This window comes from Streptomyces sp. NBC_00989 (assembly GCF_045162655.1).
In the GTDB taxonomy this organism is placed as follows: Bacteria; Actinomycetota; Actinomycetes; order Streptomycetales; family Streptomycetaceae; genus Streptomyces.
In genome coordinates, this window is sequence record NZ_CP108728.1 from 4186824 (window position 1) to 4203309 (window position 16486).

General features: G+C 70.4%; 11 protein-coding genes. 7 read left to right on the forward strand and 4 right to left on the reverse strand.

Going from position 1 to position 16486, the window contains the following annotated elements:
* Positions 1 to 21: 21 nt before the first annotated feature.
* Together OG714_RS17950 and OG714_RS17955 are read left to right on the forward strand one after the other, a co-directional pair.
* Positions 22 to 228: a DUF397 domain-containing protein gene (locus OG714_RS17950; protein ID WP_406131861.1), complete on the forward strand. Its 207-nt coding sequence runs from the start codon at positions 22 to 24 to the stop codon at positions 226 to 228.
* Positions 225 to 1079 carry a GNAT family N-acetyltransferase gene (locus OG714_RS17955; protein WP_406122160.1) on the forward strand — a complete coding sequence of 285 codons (855 nt, stop codon included), beginning with the start codon at positions 225 to 227 and terminating at the stop codon, positions 1077 to 1079. Before OG714_RS17950 ends, OG714_RS17955 begins: the two co-directional genes overlap by 4 nt.
* Here the strand turns inward: OG714_RS17955 and OG714_RS17960 are convergent.
* A complete protein-coding gene (locus tag OG714_RS17960; protein WP_406122162.1) occupies positions 1055 to 1627 on the reverse strand; it encodes a TIGR03086 family metal-binding protein in 573 nt (190 codons plus the stop codon). The genes OG714_RS17955 and OG714_RS17960 overlap by 25 nt on opposite strands.
* An 86-nt stretch (positions 1628 to 1713) precedes the next feature.
* Between OG714_RS17960 and OG714_RS17965 the strand changes: the two genes are divergently transcribed.
* Positions 1714 to 3270 carry a sulfatase gene (locus tag OG714_RS17965; RefSeq protein ID WP_406122164.1) on the forward strand — a complete coding sequence of 519 codons (1557 nt, stop codon included), beginning with the start codon at positions 1714 to 1716 and terminating at the stop codon, positions 3268 to 3270.
* Here the strand turns inward: OG714_RS17965 and OG714_RS17970 are convergent.
* Entirely contained in the window at positions 3267 to 4169 is a 903-nt protein-coding gene (locus tag OG714_RS17970; RefSeq protein WP_406122165.1) for a rhomboid-like protein, read from the reverse strand. The two genes, OG714_RS17965 and OG714_RS17970, sit on opposite strands and share 4 nt — an antisense overlap.
* A 131-nt stretch (positions 4170 to 4300) precedes the next feature.
* On the opposite strand from OG714_RS17970, the gene OG714_RS17975 reads away from it, so the two are divergent.
* The 4 genes from OG714_RS17975 to OG714_RS17990 all read left to right on the forward strand — a co-directional run bounded on the left by OG714_RS17975 (position 4301) and on the right by OG714_RS17990 (position 11039).
* Positions 4301 to 4978, forward strand: a complete 678-nt coding sequence (locus OG714_RS17975) for a spermidine synthase (RefSeq protein WP_406122166.1) — start codon at positions 4301 to 4303, stop codon at positions 4976 to 4978.
* Positions 4979 to 5092: 114 nt separating this feature from the next.
* Positions 5093 to 5833, forward strand: a complete 741-nt coding sequence (locus OG714_RS17980) for a response regulator transcription factor (RefSeq protein WP_033282112.1) — start codon at positions 5093 to 5095, stop codon at positions 5831 to 5833.
* Positions 5830 to 6936, forward strand: a complete 1107-nt coding sequence (locus OG714_RS17985; protein WP_406122168.1) for a sensor histidine kinase — start codon at positions 5830 to 5832, stop codon at positions 6934 to 6936. Before OG714_RS17980 ends, OG714_RS17985 begins: the two co-directional genes overlap by 4 nt.
* A gap of 281 nt (positions 6937 to 7217) precedes the next feature.
* Positions 7218 to 11039 carry a multifunctional oxoglutarate decarboxylase/oxoglutarate dehydrogenase thiamine pyrophosphate-binding subunit/dihydrolipoyllysine-residue succinyltransferase subunit gene (locus tag OG714_RS17990; RefSeq protein WP_406122170.1) on the forward strand — a complete coding sequence of 1274 codons (3822 nt, stop codon included), beginning with the start codon at positions 7218 to 7220 and terminating at the stop codon, positions 11037 to 11039.
* 89 nt (positions 11040 to 11128) lie between these two features.
* Here the strand turns inward: OG714_RS17990 and OG714_RS17995 are convergent, their stop codons facing one another.
* Positions 11129 to 15415 carry an SAV_2336 N-terminal domain-related protein gene (locus OG714_RS17995; protein ID WP_406122172.1) on the reverse strand — a complete coding sequence of 1429 codons (4287 nt, stop codon included), beginning with the start codon at positions 15413 to 15415 and terminating at the stop codon, positions 11129 to 11131.
* Positions 15415 to 16446: an AAA family ATPase gene (locus OG714_RS18000; protein WP_406122174.1), complete on the reverse strand. Its 1032-nt coding sequence runs from the start codon at positions 16444 to 16446 to the stop codon at positions 15415 to 15417. Before OG714_RS18000 ends, OG714_RS17995 begins: the two co-directional genes overlap by 1 nt.
* Positions 16447 to 16486 lie beyond the last annotated feature (40 nt).

Here is a 16486-nt window from a genome sequence, read left to right on the forward strand (position 1 = left end):
CATCACGAAGCTCCCCCAGGCATCGGCGCACAGCTCCACGAGGGCGAGCCCGCGACCTCCTTCTCCGGGTCGGCGGACAACAACTGCGTCGAACTCGCCGCATCGGACACCGCCCTCGCCCTCCGCGAAAGCGACACCCCCACCACCGTGCTCCACACCCACCGCCCCCAACTCACCGCCCTCCTACGCCACATCCGGACCACCACCCCCCGTACCGTCACCCCGTGACAGAGCCGGAAACCAAGACCGAAACCCAGACCCTCCTCGCCGCCTACGACGAGCAGCTGCGCGCCACCCCTCCCATTCCGCCGGCCGGCGTGACGTACGAGGAGGACGGGCCGCTGTTGCGGACGGTCGGGCAGGGCCGGGGGTTTGTGAGTGGGGCGCGTGACCTCGGGGTGTACGGGGCCGAGCTCGACGCACTGATCGTCCGGCAGCAGGACTTCTTCGCGGCGCGCGGGGAGGTCATGGAGTGGAGGACCCGCGCTCATGACATCCCGGCCGACGTCCCGGACCGGCTGCGCGCGGCGGGGTTCGTGGCCGAGGAACCGGCGACCGTGCTGATCGCGCGGGCCGCTGAACTGGCCGTAGGGGAGCCCGTGCTGCCGGAGGGAGTCACGGTCCGCCGGGTCAGCGCCGAGGCGGATCTGCGGCGGCTCGGGGCACTCCAGTCGGCCGTCTGGGGCGGGGACCTGGACTGGCTGGCCACCGACCTGCTCGGCCGGATCGCCGCCGCTCCGGACGAGATGGCCGTCTACGTCGTCGAGGCGGCGGGCGAGATGGTCTGCACGGCCTGGCTCGCCTTCCGGCCGGGGACGGAGTTCGCCAGCCTGCTGGGCGGCTCGACGCTCGCCGCTTGGCGCGGCAAGGGCATCTACCGCGCCCTCGTCACCACCCGGGCCGCCCTCGCCGCCGCCCGCGGAGTCCCGTACCTGCACGTGGACGCCTCGGACGACAGCGCACCCATCCTGCGCCGCCTGGGCTTCCACGCGGTCACGACGACCACGCGGTACGTGTGGTCACCGGGCCGAGCAGATCAACCGGATCAACCGGATCAGGTGAGCGTGCGGCCCAAGTAGGCCAACAGTTGGCCGTGCGGGGCCGCGCCTGGCCGAGGCTGGACCTCGGGACCGAAGACACCGGGTATCCGGTACGCGTCGAAGCCGCCCATCCCCCGCATCACCGACAGGAGTTCCGCGCACAACTCCTCGTCCACTGAAGCCTGTTGGCCGGTCGCCACCGCCAGGTCCACGCCGTGGACGCAGACCTCCGTGAAGTGGATCAGCGCGGCCATCGGGCCGGGCAGCGCGCCGAGCGAGATGTGGACGGTCGTATCGAGGGCGCCGGGGCGGTTCCAGGCCGTGCGGTCCGCCTCCGCCGCCTCGGTGTACGCGGCTTCCGGGTCGGTGCCCAGCCAGTCGGACTCGTGCTCGGCGCCCGGGTCGGCACCGTTCAGTTCGGCGGCGAAGATACGCATGCCGCCCACCGTGTGGTTGAGGACGGCCCGGGCGTCCCACTCCGCGCACGGGGTGATGTTCGCCCACTGGGCCTCGGCAACTCCCGCCACCACCAAGCCAGTTGAATCGATCGCCCGCTCTATCCGCCGTACCGCATTCGTATCCGTCATCCGGACCTCCCCCGTCCAAGACCGCGATCGGCTCGCCACGCCATCGCTACACCCCCGCAACGGCATTCACAGCCAACTGCCGCAAAATGCAAGCAGATTCACAGTCGGCGGGCTGTGCCTACGGGGACACGGGGGATGCGATGGGCGACGCGGTGGGTGAGGGGCAGCAGCGGCGCGGGCCCGGCAGGCGGGCCGTCGTGGCCGGAGCCGCCGTGGTCGCGACGGCGGCGGCGATCCCGGTGACCGTCCTCGCCGTGAAGGGCGACAAGAAGCCCCCGGCAGGCGAACCGGCCGCACCCGTACGGAACTTGACCTCCCCGTCGCCCTCCCCGCGCACCCGCGCCCGTGGCGACGACCGCCCCAACATCCTCGTCGTCGTCACCGACGACCAGCCCAAGGACACCGACTGGGCGACCCCTCAGACCGTCGACTGGCTCGGCGACCACGGCGTCACCTTCGAGCGGGCGCACGCCAACACCCCGCTGTGCGCGCCCTCCCGCGCCTCGATCATGTCGGGGCGGTACGCGCACAACCACGGCGTCCTGGACACCCGCCACCCCTACCACCTGGACCAGCACACCACCGTGCAGAGGCAGTTGCACGACTCCGGTTACCGCACGGGCCTGTTCGGCAAGTACCTCAACTACTGGCACACCGGCGACAACCCGCCCCACTTCGACGAGTGGCTGCTCCAGGAACCGGTGGCGTACTACAACGGCCATTACAACGACGGCGGGACCGTCCGGAACATCCCCGGCTACAACACCACCGTCATCAAGGACCGCGCCCTCGCCTTCATCGACGGGTCGCGGACGGACCGGCGGCCGTGGTTCGCCTACGTCGCCACACGTAGCGCCCACGAGTTCAACATCCCGGAGAAGAAGTACGCCGACACGCGTGTTCCGGGGTGGGCCGGGCGGCCGTCCGTCTTCGAGAGCGACAAGGACGACAAACCCGCGTTCCTCCGCAAGGCCAAGCACGGTCTGGCCGCCGGACAGGCCCTGCGCGCCCGCCAGTTGAGAACCCTGCTGTCCGTGGACGACGCGATGCGCGACTTCCGCGACAAGCTGCGGGCGCTCGGCCAGCTGGAGAACACGCTCGTGCTGTACACCAGCGATCACGGGCTGTGCTGGGGCGACCACGGCTGGCTGCGCAAGTCGGTGCCGTACCGGCCGAGTCTGGAGGTGCCGTTCCACCTGTCCTGGCCGGCCCGCGGTCTCGACCGGGGCACCTCGGACGACCGTCTCACCGGTCACGTCGGCATCGCGCCCACCCTCCTCGACGCGGCCGGCATCACCCCGGACACCCCGCACGACGGGCACTCGCTCCTCGGCACCGCCGACCGGGACCATCTGCTCGCCGAGTGGTGGTGGAACCGGCAGGACAAGGAACCGATCCACACCTGGGCGACGTACATCGGCAAATCCGAGCAGTACACGGAGTACTACCGCACCCGCCTCGACAAGAACGGCCTGGCGACGAACGGCGACGGCAAGGTGCTCTTCCGCGAGTACTACGACCTGCGCGCCGACCCCTACCAGCTCACCAACAAGCTGCACGAGGCAACCGCCGGGCAGGAAGCCCGACTTGGCATCCCGGCACTGGCCAAGAAGCTGAACGCGGCCAGGCGGGCGGGGAGTTAGACCCGGGCGACCTCAACCCGGGCCGTACCGAGCCGAGTCACCCTCGCGGCCCGCTGCCAGCGCCGTATCAGCGGCCAGGTCGCGACGCCTATCGCGAGCGAGATCAGATGGCCCCAGTTCGTCATGGGGTCGGTGAACGCGATCAGGTCCGCGACCAGCGACCAGCCGAACAGGCCGATCAGCGGCAGCCCCAGCCACGGCCGCAGCAGACCGGCCAGCGCTCCTATGCTCGCGGCGACGCCGAAGCTGATGCCGTAGTCGAGGCGGTGGAGCGAGCTGTCGGGGAGGTGGCCCGCCAACACCGCGATGCCCACGGTCCCTTCGGTCGCGAGCGTGGCCAGGATGTGCCCGGACAGGAACACCCCGGCGGCCCGCGCCCCGCCGATCCGCCGCTCCAGCGCGGTCAGCACGAGCAGGAAGAGGACCGCGTACGGCGACATCATCCCGCCCACGATCCACAGCGCGCTGGCGATCAGCACGAGGAACGGGTCGCGGAGCAGGTGGGCGACATCGGTGCTGGAGGCCTGGTGCAGTTGGTTCACGAACGTGGGACCGGCGTACTGCGCGACGAGCGAGGTGACGAGGAGCAGCACGCCGTAACAGAAGGTGAACGGCGTCCCGGTGGGCGTGGGCAGCAGCCGCCAGGGGTGGAGGCCGCGCAGCGCGACCAGGGCTCGCGGTTCCGCGGGAACGGCCGGGGTCGAAGCGGTGACGGACACCGCGGCCGGACCGGGACCCGCGAGCCCCAACTCCCTGTCGGCGTCCAGCGCTTCCCGCTGTCTCGGCATCGCGTCCAACAGCCCGGGATCCAGGGGCGAGGCCGACCCGGGTTCCTCGGCCAGGGGCCCGCCCGGAGGCGTGGCGGTGGCCTGGGTGTCGGCCGTCGCGATCCGTTCCACGGTGAGGCGCTCCTTCCGTTTCACCCCACCCTTCGCCGTCCCACCTGCCGCTGTCTATGACCGACGCCACGCGAGAGCCGATTCACAGCAACCTGAAAGCCTTCTTACGCGTCCGCGGGTACCGTGCGCGGATGACCACCGCGTACGACACCCCCGTTGTCCTGGACCGTCGCGAGGGCCCCTACGGCGAGGTGGTGCTGCGCCGGCACGGGGAGTTGCTCCAGATCATCGCCAACGGGTGCTTCCTGATGGACACTTCGGACGGCCGCTCGGAGCGGCTGCTGGTCGACGCCGCACGCGATGCCCTCGACTCACGCCCCGAACCGCACGTGTTGATCGGCGGGCTCGGCGTCGGTTTCTCGCTCGCCCATGCCGCCGCCGACACTCGGTGGGGCCGGATCACGGTCGTCGAACGGGAGCCCGCGATCGTCGAATGGCACCGTTCAGGCCCGCTGTCGGCGCTCTCCGCGGCCGCTCTCGCCGACCCGCGGACCGACATTGTGAAAACGGACCTGGTCGCATTTGTTAATGAGACTTGCGCCACTTTCGACGCGCTCTGCCTCGACATCGACAACGGCCCCGGCTGGACCGTCACCGACAGCAACGACAGCCTCTACTCACCGGCCGGACTGGCAAGCTGCGCAAGGGTGTTGAGGCCGGGCGGGGTCCTTGCCGTGTGGTCGGCGCAGCCCTCTCCGGAATTTGAGCGAACCTTATGGAATGCCGGGTTCCAGCAGGTGCGTACCGAAGAGATCCCCGTTGCCCGAGGCGTTCCCGACGTCGTGCACCTCGCCGTACGACCTGGATAGCAAAGGCGACGTCACTCCCCGTACTCTGCTTCCCTGACGCAGATCATTCAAGCGTCAAGCGCAGTCATGGGATCACCCCACATGGTTCCGGAAAGCACACTTCAGGGGCGGGCGATGGAGCAGACACACACCTCCCACAACGGTACGGCCACGGCCACGCCGGGCGCGCAGCGCCGGGTGCTCGTGGTCGAGGACGATCCGACGATCGTCGACGCCATCGCGGCCCGTCTGCGCGCCGAGGGATTTCTCGTGCAGACCGCGGGCGACGGGCCGTCGGCCGTCGACACCGCCGAGGCCTGGCAGCCCGATCTGCTGATCCTCGACATCATGCTGCCCGGCTTCGACGGACTGGAGGTCTGCCGCCGTGTGCAGGCCGCCCGCCCGGTGCCGGTGCTGATGCTCACCGCGCGCGACGACGAGACCGACATGCTGGTCGGGCTCGGGGTCGGCGCCGACGACTACATGACCAAGCCGTTCTCGATGCGGGAGCTGGCGGCGCGCGTGCATGTCCTGCTGCGCCGCGTCGAGCGTGCCGTGGTGGCCGCGTCCACCCCCCGCTCGGGCATCCTGCGGCTCGGCGAGCTGGAGATCGACCACGCGCAGCGCCGGGTACGGGTGCGCAGCGAGGACGTGCATCTCACGCCCACCGAGTTCGACCTGCTGGTGTGCCTGGCGAACACCCCGCGTGCCGTGCTCTCGCGCGAGCAGCTGCTCGCCGAGGTGTGGGACTGGGCGGACGCCTCCGGCACCCGCACCGTCGACAGCCACATCAAGGCGCTGCGCCGGAAGATCGGTGCCGAGCGGATCCGCACGGTGCACGGCGTGGGCTACGCACTGGAGACACCGACGCCATGAGCGAAGGGCCGACGTCACGGAGGAGCCCCGGGGAGCCCTGGGGCGGCGTACGCCCGTTCTCGATCAAGACCAAGCTGGGCGCGCTGGTCGTCATCGCGGTGCTCATCACCACCGGGCTGATGATGATCGCCATGCGCACGGCGACGGAGCTGCGCTTCATCACGGTCTTCTCGATGATCGCCACACTGCTGATAACGCAGTTCGTGGCCCATTCGCTCACCGCGCCGCTGGACGAGATGAACACGGTGGCCCGGTCCATCTCGCGCGGTGACTACACGCGCCGGGTGCGCGAGAACCGCCGCGACGAACTGGGCGACCTGGCCGGGACGATCAACGTCATGGCCGACGAGCTGGAGGCCCAGGAGCGCCAGCGCAAGGAACTCGTCGCGAACGTCTCGCACGAGCTGCGCACCCCGATCGCGGGCCTGCGCGCCGTACTGGAGAACGTCGTCGACGGCGTCTCGGCCGCCGATCCGGAGACCATGCGGACGGCGCTGAAGCAGACGGAGCGGCTCGGCCGGCTGGTCGAGACGCTGCTGGACCTCTCCCGGCTGGACAACGGCGTCGTACCGCTGAAGACGCGCCGCTTCGAGGTGTGGCCGTATCTCTCGGGCGTGCTCAAGGAGGCCAACATGGTCGCCTCCGCGCGCGCGGGCATCGCGTCGGGCTCGGGGAGTCACACGCGGACGGACGTCCATCTGCACCTGGACGTGTCCCCGCCGGAACTGACCGCGCTCGCGGACCCGGAGCGCATCCACCAGGTCGTCGCCAACCTGATCGACAACGCGGTCAAGCACAGCCCCGCGCACGGCCGGGTGACGGTGAAGGCGCGGCGCGGGTCGCTGCCCCAGTCGCTGGAGCTGGAGGTCCTGGACGAGGGACCCGGCATCCCGAAGGCGCAGTGGGCGCACATCTTCGAGCGGTTCAACCGGGGAGCGGTCAGCTCGCCGCACGGACCGGGCAGCGACGGCGGTACGGGCCTCGGCCTGGCGATCGCCCGCTGGGCGGTGGATCTGCACGGCGGCCGGATCGGTGTGGCCGAATCCGACCGTGGCTGCAGGATCATCGTCACCCTCCCGGGACTGTCTTCCGTGCCAAGTTGACGTAAAGTTCGAACCGGAGCCCCAAGATCCACGACGGTCCGCACTGACGGACACGTGTGATCAGGCACAGGCCCGCGCCATCGGCGCGTCCGGCCCGCATCGACGCGTCTCTTCCGTAGCGGAACCACGCTTGTTTCCCGCCATTTCAGCGCTCGAAACACACTTTCCGATGTGACTTACGCGACGATGGACCGGCCCGACCTGACCTTGGCGGTCATGGGGGCGTAGCCTTAATTCCCGCTGTCCATCACCTTGTGAAGCGGAAGAGGGCGGTTGCCGCCGTGTCGTCACAGTCCCCCAGTAACTCGACCATCTCGACCGAGTCCGACCAAGCCGCGGGTAAGAATCCCGCGGCGGCGTTCGGGCCCAACGAGTGGCTCGTCGACGAGATCTATCAGCAGTACCTCCAGGATCCGAACTCGGTAGACCGAGCCTGGTGGGACTTCTTCGCCGACTACAAGCCGGGCGCGGCTGCCGCCCCGACCTCGACTTCGGCGGGTACTGCGGCCGCGGGGGCCGCAGCGCCCACCCCCCCGGCCCAGGCCGCACCCGTAACCCCGGCTCCGGCTCCGGCCGCTCCTGCCGCACCCCCGGCTCCGGTGGTCCCCGCGCCGGCGCCCGCAGCGGCCGCTCCGGCCCCTGCGCCGGCTCCCGTCGCCGCTCCGGCCCCCGTGAAGGCAGCGGCCCCGGCCGCCCAGCCGAAGAAGGCCGAGCCCGCGACCGAGGCCCCCGGTGGCCCGGAGTTCGTCACGCTGCGCGGTCCCGCCGCCGCGGTCGCGAAGAACATGAACGCGTCGATCGAGGTCCCCACCGCCACGTCGGTGCGCGCGGTCCCGGTCAAGCTGCTCTTCGACAACCGCATCGTCATCAACAACCACCTGAAGCGTGCCCGGGGCGGGAAGATCTCCTTCACCCACCTCATCGGCTACGCGATGGTGCAGGCCATCAAGGCCATGCCGTCGATGAACTACTCCTTCCAGGAGAAGGACGGCAAGCCGACCCTGGTCAAGCCGGAGCACGTCAACTTCGGTCTCGCCATCGACCTGGTGAAGCCCAACGGCGACCGCCAGCTCGTCGTCGCCGGCATCAAGAAGGCCGAGACGCTGAACTTCTTCGAGTTCTGGCAGGCCTACGAGGACATCGTCCGCCGCGCCCGCGACGGCAAGCTGACGATGGATGACTTCACGGGCGTCACCGTGTCGTTGACCAACCCCGGCGGCCTCGGCACCGTCCACTCGGTGCCGCGTCTGATGCCCGGTCAGTCGGTCATCATGGGCGTCGGCTCGATGGACTACCCGGCCGAGTTCCAGGGCACGAGCCAGGACACCCTCAACAAGCTCGGCATCTCGAAGGTCATGACGCTCACGTCGACCTACGACCACCGGGTCATCCAGGGCGCCGCCTCCGGCGAGTTCCTCCGGATCGTCGCGAACCTCCTGCTCGGCGAGAGCGGCTTCTACGACGAGATCTTCGAGGCGCTGCGCATCCCGTACGAGCCGGTCCGCTGGCTCAAGGACATCGACGCGTCGCACGACAACGACGTGACGAAGGCCGCCCGCGTCTTCGAGCTGATCCACTCCTACCGGGTCCGCGGCCACGTCATGGCCGACACCGACCCGCTGGAGTACCGCCAGCGCAAGCACCCCGACCTGGACATCACCGAGCACGGCCTCACCCTGTGGGACCTGGAGCGGGAGTTCGCGGTCGGCGGCTTCGCCGGCAAGTCCCTGATGAAGCTGCGCGACATCCTCGGCGTGCTGCGCGACTCCTACTGCCGCACCACCGGCATCGAGTTCATGCACATCCAGGACCCGAAGCAGCGCAAGTGGATCCAGGACCGCATCGAGCGCTCGCACTCCAAGCCGGAGCGCGAGGAGCAGCTGCGCATCCTGCGCCGCCTGAACGCGGCGGAGGCCTTCGAGACCTTCCTCCAGACGAAGTACGTCGGCCAGAAGCGCTTCTCCCTGGAGGGCGGCGAGTCCGTCATCCCGCTCCTGGACGCGGTCATCGACAGCGCGGCCGAGTCGCGCCTCGACGAGGTCGTCATCGGCATGGCCCACCGCGGCCGCCTGAACGTCCTGGCGAACATCGTCGGCAAGTCGTACGCCCAGATCTTCCGCGAGTTCGAGGGCAACCTCGACCCGAAGTCGATGCACGGCTCCGGCGACGTGAAGTACCACCTGGGCGCCAAGGGCACGTTCACCGGCCTGGACGGCGAGCAGATCAAGGTCACCCTCGCGGCGAACCCGTCCCACCTGGAGACGGTCGACCCGATCATCGAGGGCATCGTCCGCGCCCGCCAGGACATCATCAACAAGGGCGGCACGGACTTCACGGTCCTGCCCCTCGCCCTGCATGGTGACGCGGCCTTCGCGGGCCAGGGCGTGGTGGCCGAGACGCTCAACATGTCGCAGCTGCGCGGCTACCGCACCGGCGGCACGATCCACATCGTCATCAACAACCAGGTCGGCTTCACGGCCGCCCCGGAGTCGTCCCGCTCGTCGATGTACGCGACGGACGTGGCGAGGATGATCGAGGCCCCGATCTTCCACGTGAACGGCGACGACCCGGAGGCCGTGGTCCGCGTGGCCCGCCTGGCCTTCGAGTTCCGTCAGGCGTTCAACAAGGACGTGGTGATCGACCTCATCTGCTACCGCCGCCGCGGTCACAACGAGTCGGACAACCCGGCCTTCACCCAGCCCCTGATGTACGACCTCATCGACAAGAAGCGCTCGGTGCGCAAGCTGTACACCGAGTCCCTGATCGGTCGCGGCGACATCACCCTTGAGGAAGCCGAACAAGCCCTCCAGGACTACCAGGGCCAGCTGGAGAAGGTCTTCACGGAGGTCCGCGAGGCGACGGCCCAGCCGGGCGCCGCCCCGATGTCGGACCCGCAGGCGGAGTTCCCGGTCGCGGTCAGCACCGCGATCTCCACGGAGGTCGTCAAGCGGATCGCCGAGTCCCAGGTCAACATCCCGGACACCTTCCACGTCCACCCGCGCCTGCTCCCGCAGTTGCAGCGCCGGGCGACGATGGTCGAGGACGGGACGATCGACTGGGGCATGGGCGAGACGCTCGCGATCGGCTCCCTCCTCCTGGAGGGCACCCCGGTCCGCCTCTCCGGCCAGGACTCCCGCCGCGGCACGTTCGGCCAGCGCCACGCGGTCCTCATCGACCGTCAGACGGGCGAGGACTACACCCCGCTCCAGTACCTCTCCGAGGAGCAGGCGCGCTACAACGTCTACGACTCCCTCCTCTCCGAGTACGCGGTCATGGGCTTCGAGTACGGCTACTCGCTGGCCCGCCCCGACGCGCTCGTGATGTGGGAGGCGCAGTTCGGCGACTTCGTCAACGGCGCGCAGTCGGTGGTCGACGAGTACATCTCGGCGGCGGAGCAGAAGTGGGGCCAGACGTCCGGCGTCACGCTCCTGCTCCCCCACGGCTACGAGGGCCAGGGCCCGGACCACTCCTCGGCCCGCGTCGAGCGCTTCCTCCAGCTCTGCGCGCAGAACAACATGACGGTCGCGATGCCGACCCTGCCGTCGAACTACTTCCACCTCCTGCGGTGGCAGGTGCACAACCCGCACCACAAGCCGCTGGTGGTCTTCACCCCGAAGTCGATGCTGCGCCTCAAGGCCGCCGCGTCGAAGACGGAGGAGTTCACGACGGGCCAGTTCCGCCCGGTCATCGGCGACGCGTCGGTGACGGACCCGGCGGCCGTCCGCAAGGTCGTCTTCGTCACGGGCAAGCTGTACTACGACCTGGACGCCGAGCGGGTCAAGCGCGGCTCCACGGACACGGCGATCATCCGGCTTGAGCGGCTGTACCCGCTGCCCGGTGCCGAGGTCCAGGCCGAGATCGCCAAGTACCCGAACGCGGAGAAGTACCTCTGGGCCCAGGAGGAGCCGGCCAACCAGGGCGCCTGGCCGTTCATCGCCCTGAACCTGATCGACCACCTGGACCTGGCGGTCGGCGCGGATGTTCCTCACGGGGAGCGGTTGCGGCGGATCTCCCGCCCGCACGGCTCGTCCCCGGCGGTGGGGTCGGCCAAGCGGCACCAGGCTGAGCAGGAGCAGTTGGTGCGGGAGGTGTTCGAGGCTTAGGTCTCGACGTCCCTGGTCTTACGTACGGTGGGCCCGGCTCCGAGTCTTTGTGACTCGGGGGCGGGCCCATCGCCGTATCCGCGCGCGGATCAGAAGCCGGGGGGCGGATCGCAGAAGACGGCGAGGTGGCGGGCCCAGGCGGCTTCGGGGGCGCGGCGGGTGGCGCTATATGCCCTCAAGTAGCCGACCTGTGCGACGAGTTCACGGGCGGTGCCGGTCTTCCGCAGAAGGTCCTCGGCCCGCTCGTAGAAGTCGGCGCAGTCGGTGTGGGTCGCCGCCCGGCTCCAGAGCATGAGGGGGAAGCTCAGGGACTTGGCCAGGTCGAGGCCGGTGGTCGGCGTGGTCGCGTCGGCGTGCCGGCACAGGAGCGGTACCGCCTCAAGGGGCGCCTGCGCCCAGTCGACGCCGCCTGTCCCGTGGAGCCGGAGCCCCTGCAACGGGCCTCTCGACACCGCTTCCCAACGGCGCCGCCATGCCTGAAGCGAACGGTCCTTACCGTCCTGGCTTCGGACGAAGACGTTCCGCTCCCGTCCGAGGGCGGCTCCGTCCAAGAGTCGCCAGTTCTCCACGGGGAGATCCCACAGCAGCTCGCTCGGCAGGGAGAACTGGACGGTTGCCATGGCGCCGGGCGTCTCGGCCTCCGACAGCGCGTCCACGAGATGCCGGTGCAGTCGCTCCGGCAGGTCTCCGGCCCGCCCGCCCGACATGTCCTCCCCTAAGCCCACCACCCCGTTGCCCCGCACCAGGACAATGCTCCAGCCGTAGGCCTCGGGACCGACGCGCTCGATCTCCACGCGCACAGCGGGTCCGATACGGGTGAAGTCCGTGTCCACGCGGCTGAAGGCGGCGCCGACGTCGTGGCCGCCGGTGCCCGTGAGGCGTTGTCGGGCCGTGTCGGTCCAGTTCCGCAGCGCGGCGAGTGCGGGAGCCTGGGCCGGGCCGCTGCGGGTGGCCTGGTAGGCCCAGACGCGTGCGGTGTACAGGAGCAGGCGTTCGTCGGTGGCGAGGTGGTTCAGGTATCCGGCGCCGTCCCGCCAGTGGGGCAGGGGAACGGCTGGCCGTTCTCGTGGCCCGAGCAGTTCCAGCACCATCTTCGGATCGATGGGCGGTTCCAACTCGGCGAGCAGACCGTAGAGTTCGGTCCGCTCGTCGGGTGGGAGGGCTGGGGTCGACCTGTCGGTCCGCCAGAGTTGAAGGCCGGTCCACGTCATGTAGGGACCTCGTTCGGCGAACCGCTCGGCGTGGTGCCGGTCATGGGCCCGTACGAGCCCGTGCCACAACTCGATGCCCGTGGGGCCCTCTTCGCACAGTGCCCGCAGCGCTTCGATGGGGACCGCCTCGCCCCTCCCGCCGCCGTCGGCCCGCCGGGACTTGACGACACCGATGACGGAGCCGTCCTGTTCGTCGACGACGGGGCCGCCCGCGCTTCCGAGGGGGATCAACTCGCCGTCCAGCAGGAGGGTGTCCCGGCCCATCCGTCCGGAGACCGTGGCCGCCGTGGAGACGACCCGGGGCGCGTCCAAGGGGCCATCGGCGCCGTACAGCATCGCCGCCGGTGCATTGCGGCCGACCGGCCGGTCCGTGAGCCACAGGCAGTCGACTCCGGCCACGTCGGGTACGTGCAACAGCGCCAACTCGCCTGCTTCGCGGACCCGTTCGACCTGGTGGCGGCGGCCGTCCATGGTCGTGATGCCGACACCCGACTGCCGGTCGCGCCCTTTGACCACGTGGGCCGCGGTGACCACCCAGCCGGGTGCCAGGAAGAAACCACTGGCCGATACGACACCCTGCGCGCCGGCTGGGGCGTGGACGCGAACGAGGGCGCGCCGGACGAGTTCATCCCGGTCGGCCCCCGATGCGGTCGGGCTCCCCTCCTCGGAGGCGGACACCCTCAGCGCGGGGACCGCCTCCGCCCAGGCCCCATCCTTCGTGGTGATCAGCGCGTGGCCGCCGCTGATCAGGAGGTCGTTGGCGTCCTGGAGGTCGTCCCAGCCGTCGTAGACGATCAGCCAGCGGAGGCCGGCCTCGCGCAACTGCCGGAAAAGTTCGTGGAGTTGGGGGATGTCGTTGGCATGGGGCGCAAGTGTGGATCCGAAGCGTCGGGCATCGCCGAGTCGCGTCACGTGGTCCTGGGCCCGGATCCACCCCACGAAGTCGTAGTCGCCTGCGAACCGGCGTACGAACTCCGCCGCGAGCTGTGTCTTGCCGGACGACGGCGGTCCGACCAGGGCGCAGGCCGCGGAATCTCCTTGCGCGGTCGACAGTTGCTCGCGCAGCTGTCCGAGCAGGTCTTCCCGGAGGACGTAACCCGGCGAGGGTGTGGGCACCATGCCCCACACCACCTGGACAGGTCCGGGAAAGTCGAAGTCCGGGGCTTCGGGCAGGTGAGCGCCTGAGGCGTCGACGCCCAGCATGTCCAGCAGCCGCCATCTGGCCATGCGCTCGGTCAAGTTGGCCAGGGAGCCGACCGGTTCCAGGCCCAAGCTCCAGTGCAGCGGAGGCAAGGGAGCGCTGACATCGACAGTGACAACCAGCTGTTCGGCCATCGCCACAAGGGTTGCCAGTGCCACCTCGAACACTTTGCAGCCGTCGCCAAGAAGGAGGAGCACCGGCGACACGAACGCCTCCCGCAACTCCTCGACGTCGGTCCACATCCGCAGATCCACGTCGTATCCGGCAGTGCCCAGCACGTGGGCCATCCAGAGCGCCCACTCCCTGTCGTCCGCCATGTAGAACACGGCAAACCGCTCACGCCGCACCTCCGGCGCCTCGAACCGCCCCAACACCACCCGGGACACCTCAGCGAACGCCCCCGGAACCCCCTCCTCCCACGAAGGCACCGCACCCGTGTCCCCAGCCAACCGAGCCAACGCCAACGCCGGAAAATTGCGCGCCCCGCGCCCGAAGTGCCGCTCCACGTACTCCCCGCAGTGCTTGAGCACGAGCAGCGCGTCCCCCCGGGGCAGCAGCCGCAGCAACTCCTCCCGCACCCCCGGAACGAACTCGTACCAGCCCTCCCCGTCCCCCCGCTTCAACAGCCCACTGAGCAGAACCTCGGCAAGCACAGACGGCCCACTACGCGGCTGTACCGCCCGCTGGACGAGCTGCATCACCGGCAGGCTCAGCGGTACGGCGGAGAAGGACACGGCGAGGGACACGGCCTGGCGGGAGGCCGAGCGGCGGAACGCGGTGACGAGTGGGCTGGGGTCGGCGGGCGGGCGTTCGGGCCTGGGCGGGGCCCCGGGGTGGCCGGCGTGCACCCACGCGGCCGCCGCGGGCAGGGAGAGGCCGGTCCCGCCGGAGAGCAACCGGGCCCAGGTGCCGAGCGCGGCCCGGGTGGGCCCGAGCACCGGCACCGGGAGCGCGCCGGCCGGTGCCTCGCCCTCGGCCGGCCTGAACTCCAGCCTGGCGCCCAGCCCTTCGCGGCGACGCAGCGTGCCCGGGAGAGCCGGAAGGTGCGTGCGCCGCCACAACCGCTGCGGCAGGGGCTGGACTACGGCGACGGGCGCGGCCTGCGTCCAGTGGTGCAGCAGCCGTTGAAGTTGGCCCGAGCGCCACAGCGGGCCCGCGCAGTCGCTGAGGACGAGGGTGAGTTGGCGTCCCGTGGGGTCGCGCAGTTGCTCGGCGGCGCGCAGGGCACGGCCTGGTTCCCGCGAGGTGCCGATCGCCAACTGGCCGTCGGCGCCCTGGTGGACGTAGTGCACCTGCACCTCGCGGAAGGCGCCGAGGCCCGCGCAGATCTGGCGGAGTTCCTCAAGTGTGCTGTCCCAGACGGAGGTTGAGGTGGACGCGTCCATGAGCAGCCGCATCCGGGCCTCGCGGCGCGCGCCGGGTATGAGCACCGGGGTGAACAGGCCGGTCTCCGCGGCCCGTTCGGCGGTGGCCTGTTCGTCGAGGCGGTGGGCGGTGCCGCGGACGGGCGGGTGGTAGCGCTGGAGCGGGCGCAGGGCGCGCTGGAGGGCGAGGGAGTTCGGGAGAGCGGTCGCCACGGGGATGCGGACGGGGACGAAGTCCGGTTCGGGGGCGGCCTGTTCGCCGCCTTCGCGGAGTGTGGGGCGCGGACGGTCGGCGTAGAGGTGGGTGCGGTCGTCGGACGGAGCGGGGGTGGGGGCCGCCGTGGAGTCGGGGCGGGGTGTCGGCTCCTGTGGGGCGGGGATGCTCGAAGGTTCGTCCGGCGGGTCCGTCGCCGACTCCGGTTCCGCCGGGGTCACTTCCGCGCGCGACACGTGTTCCGCCAGCCACAACGCCTCCGCCAGTTCGCGTGCGCTGGGCTCGACGCCCAGCCGTGCGCGCAACCGCTCGGCGAGTCCGCCGAGCGGCCCGTCGGCGACGGGGGTGTCGGGAGGCATCGGGGGACGCGTCGGAGGAGCCGTCATCAGCGCGTTCCGTGCTCGCCCTGGTCCAGCGGCCTCATCAGCAGTTCGGCGAGTCGCTGCCGGTCCGGCTCGCTGTCGCGTACGGCTTCCTGGGTGAGGTAGATGGCGTTGAGGAGTTGGTCGGCGGCGCGCAGGGAGCCGGGGCTCGACTCCAGGAACTCGCGGATGAGTTCCTCGTTGCCGGACGTGTCCGTGTCGCCGAAGTGGGCGCGGACCATGGCGTCGAGGCGGGCGGTGCCCCACTCGTCGTTGCGGGGCGAGGGCAGGTCGAGGTGGAGGCAGCGGCGCAACAGCGGTGCGGGGAAGTCTCGTTCACCGTTGCTGGTCATCACGACGACGGGAAAGGCGCGGCAACGTACCCGGCCCTCCTCGACGGGGGCGCGGTCGCCGTCGTCGGTGAGGACCTGGACCTCGGGCTGTCTGCGGGCGATCCGTTGCAGCTCGGCGATGCCGAACTCGCCCTCTTCCAGGGCGTTGAGGAGGTCGTTGGGCAGGTCGATGTCGCTCTTGTCGAGTTCGTCGACGAGGAGGACGCGGGGCCGGGTGCGGGGCAGCAGGGCGGTGCCGAGCGGGCCGAGGCGCAGGTACTCACCGATGTCCTCCGTGTAGGGCTCGCCCAACTCCTTTGCCATCTGCATGTCTTGGAGGCGGGCGATCGCGTCGTACGTGTAGAGGCCGTCGCGCAGGGTGGTGCGGCTGACGATGGGCCAGTGCAGGACGCGACCGAGGCCGAGTTCGTGCGCGAGGGCGTGGGCGAGCGTCGACTTGCCCGAGCCCGGGTCGCCGGTCACCAGCAGCGGGCGCCTCAAGTAGAGGGCGGCGTTGATGAGTTCGAGTTCCTCCGGGCGCCAGGTGAGGCCGCCCGCGCCCCGGGTGCCTAGGCGGCGCGTCGACTCGGTGCCCAGCGGTGGGACCGTCCCGACGACCGGACCGCCGTCGAAGTCGCGCCACGGCGGCGGCGCGGGCAGCCGCCCGACACCGTCGTGCGGCTCACCGGAACCCCGGAAGACGAACCAGTCGGGGGTGGTCACGGGAGTCTCCTTCTGCCGGGCGGTCACAATCCACGGGTCG

What these genes read in the sequence shown, in the direction of transcription:
- OG714_RS17985 (WP_406122168.1), top strand. Translation starts at nt 5,830, where the DNA reads ATGAGCGAAGGGCCGACGTCACGGAGGAGCCCCGGGGAGCCCTGGGGC.
- OG714_RS17995 (WP_406122172.1), bottom strand. Translation starts at nt 15,415, where the DNA reads ATGACGGCTCCTCCGACGCGTCCCCCGATGCCTCCCGACACCCCCGTC.
- OG714_RS17980 (WP_033282112.1), top strand. Translation starts at nt 5,093, where the DNA reads ATGGAGCAGACACACACCTCCCACAACGGTACGGCCACGGCCACGCCG.
- OG714_RS17960 (WP_406122162.1), bottom strand. Translation starts at nt 1,627, where the DNA reads ATGACGGATACGAATGCGGTACGGCGGATAGAGCGGGCGATCGATTCA.
- OG714_RS17975 (WP_406122166.1), top strand. Translation starts at nt 4,301, where the DNA reads ATGACCACCGCGTACGACACCCCCGTTGTCCTGGACCGTCGCGAGGGC.
- OG714_RS17965 (WP_406122164.1), top strand. Translation starts at nt 1,714, where the DNA reads ATGCAAGCAGATTCACAGTCGGCGGGCTGTGCCTACGGGGACACGGGG.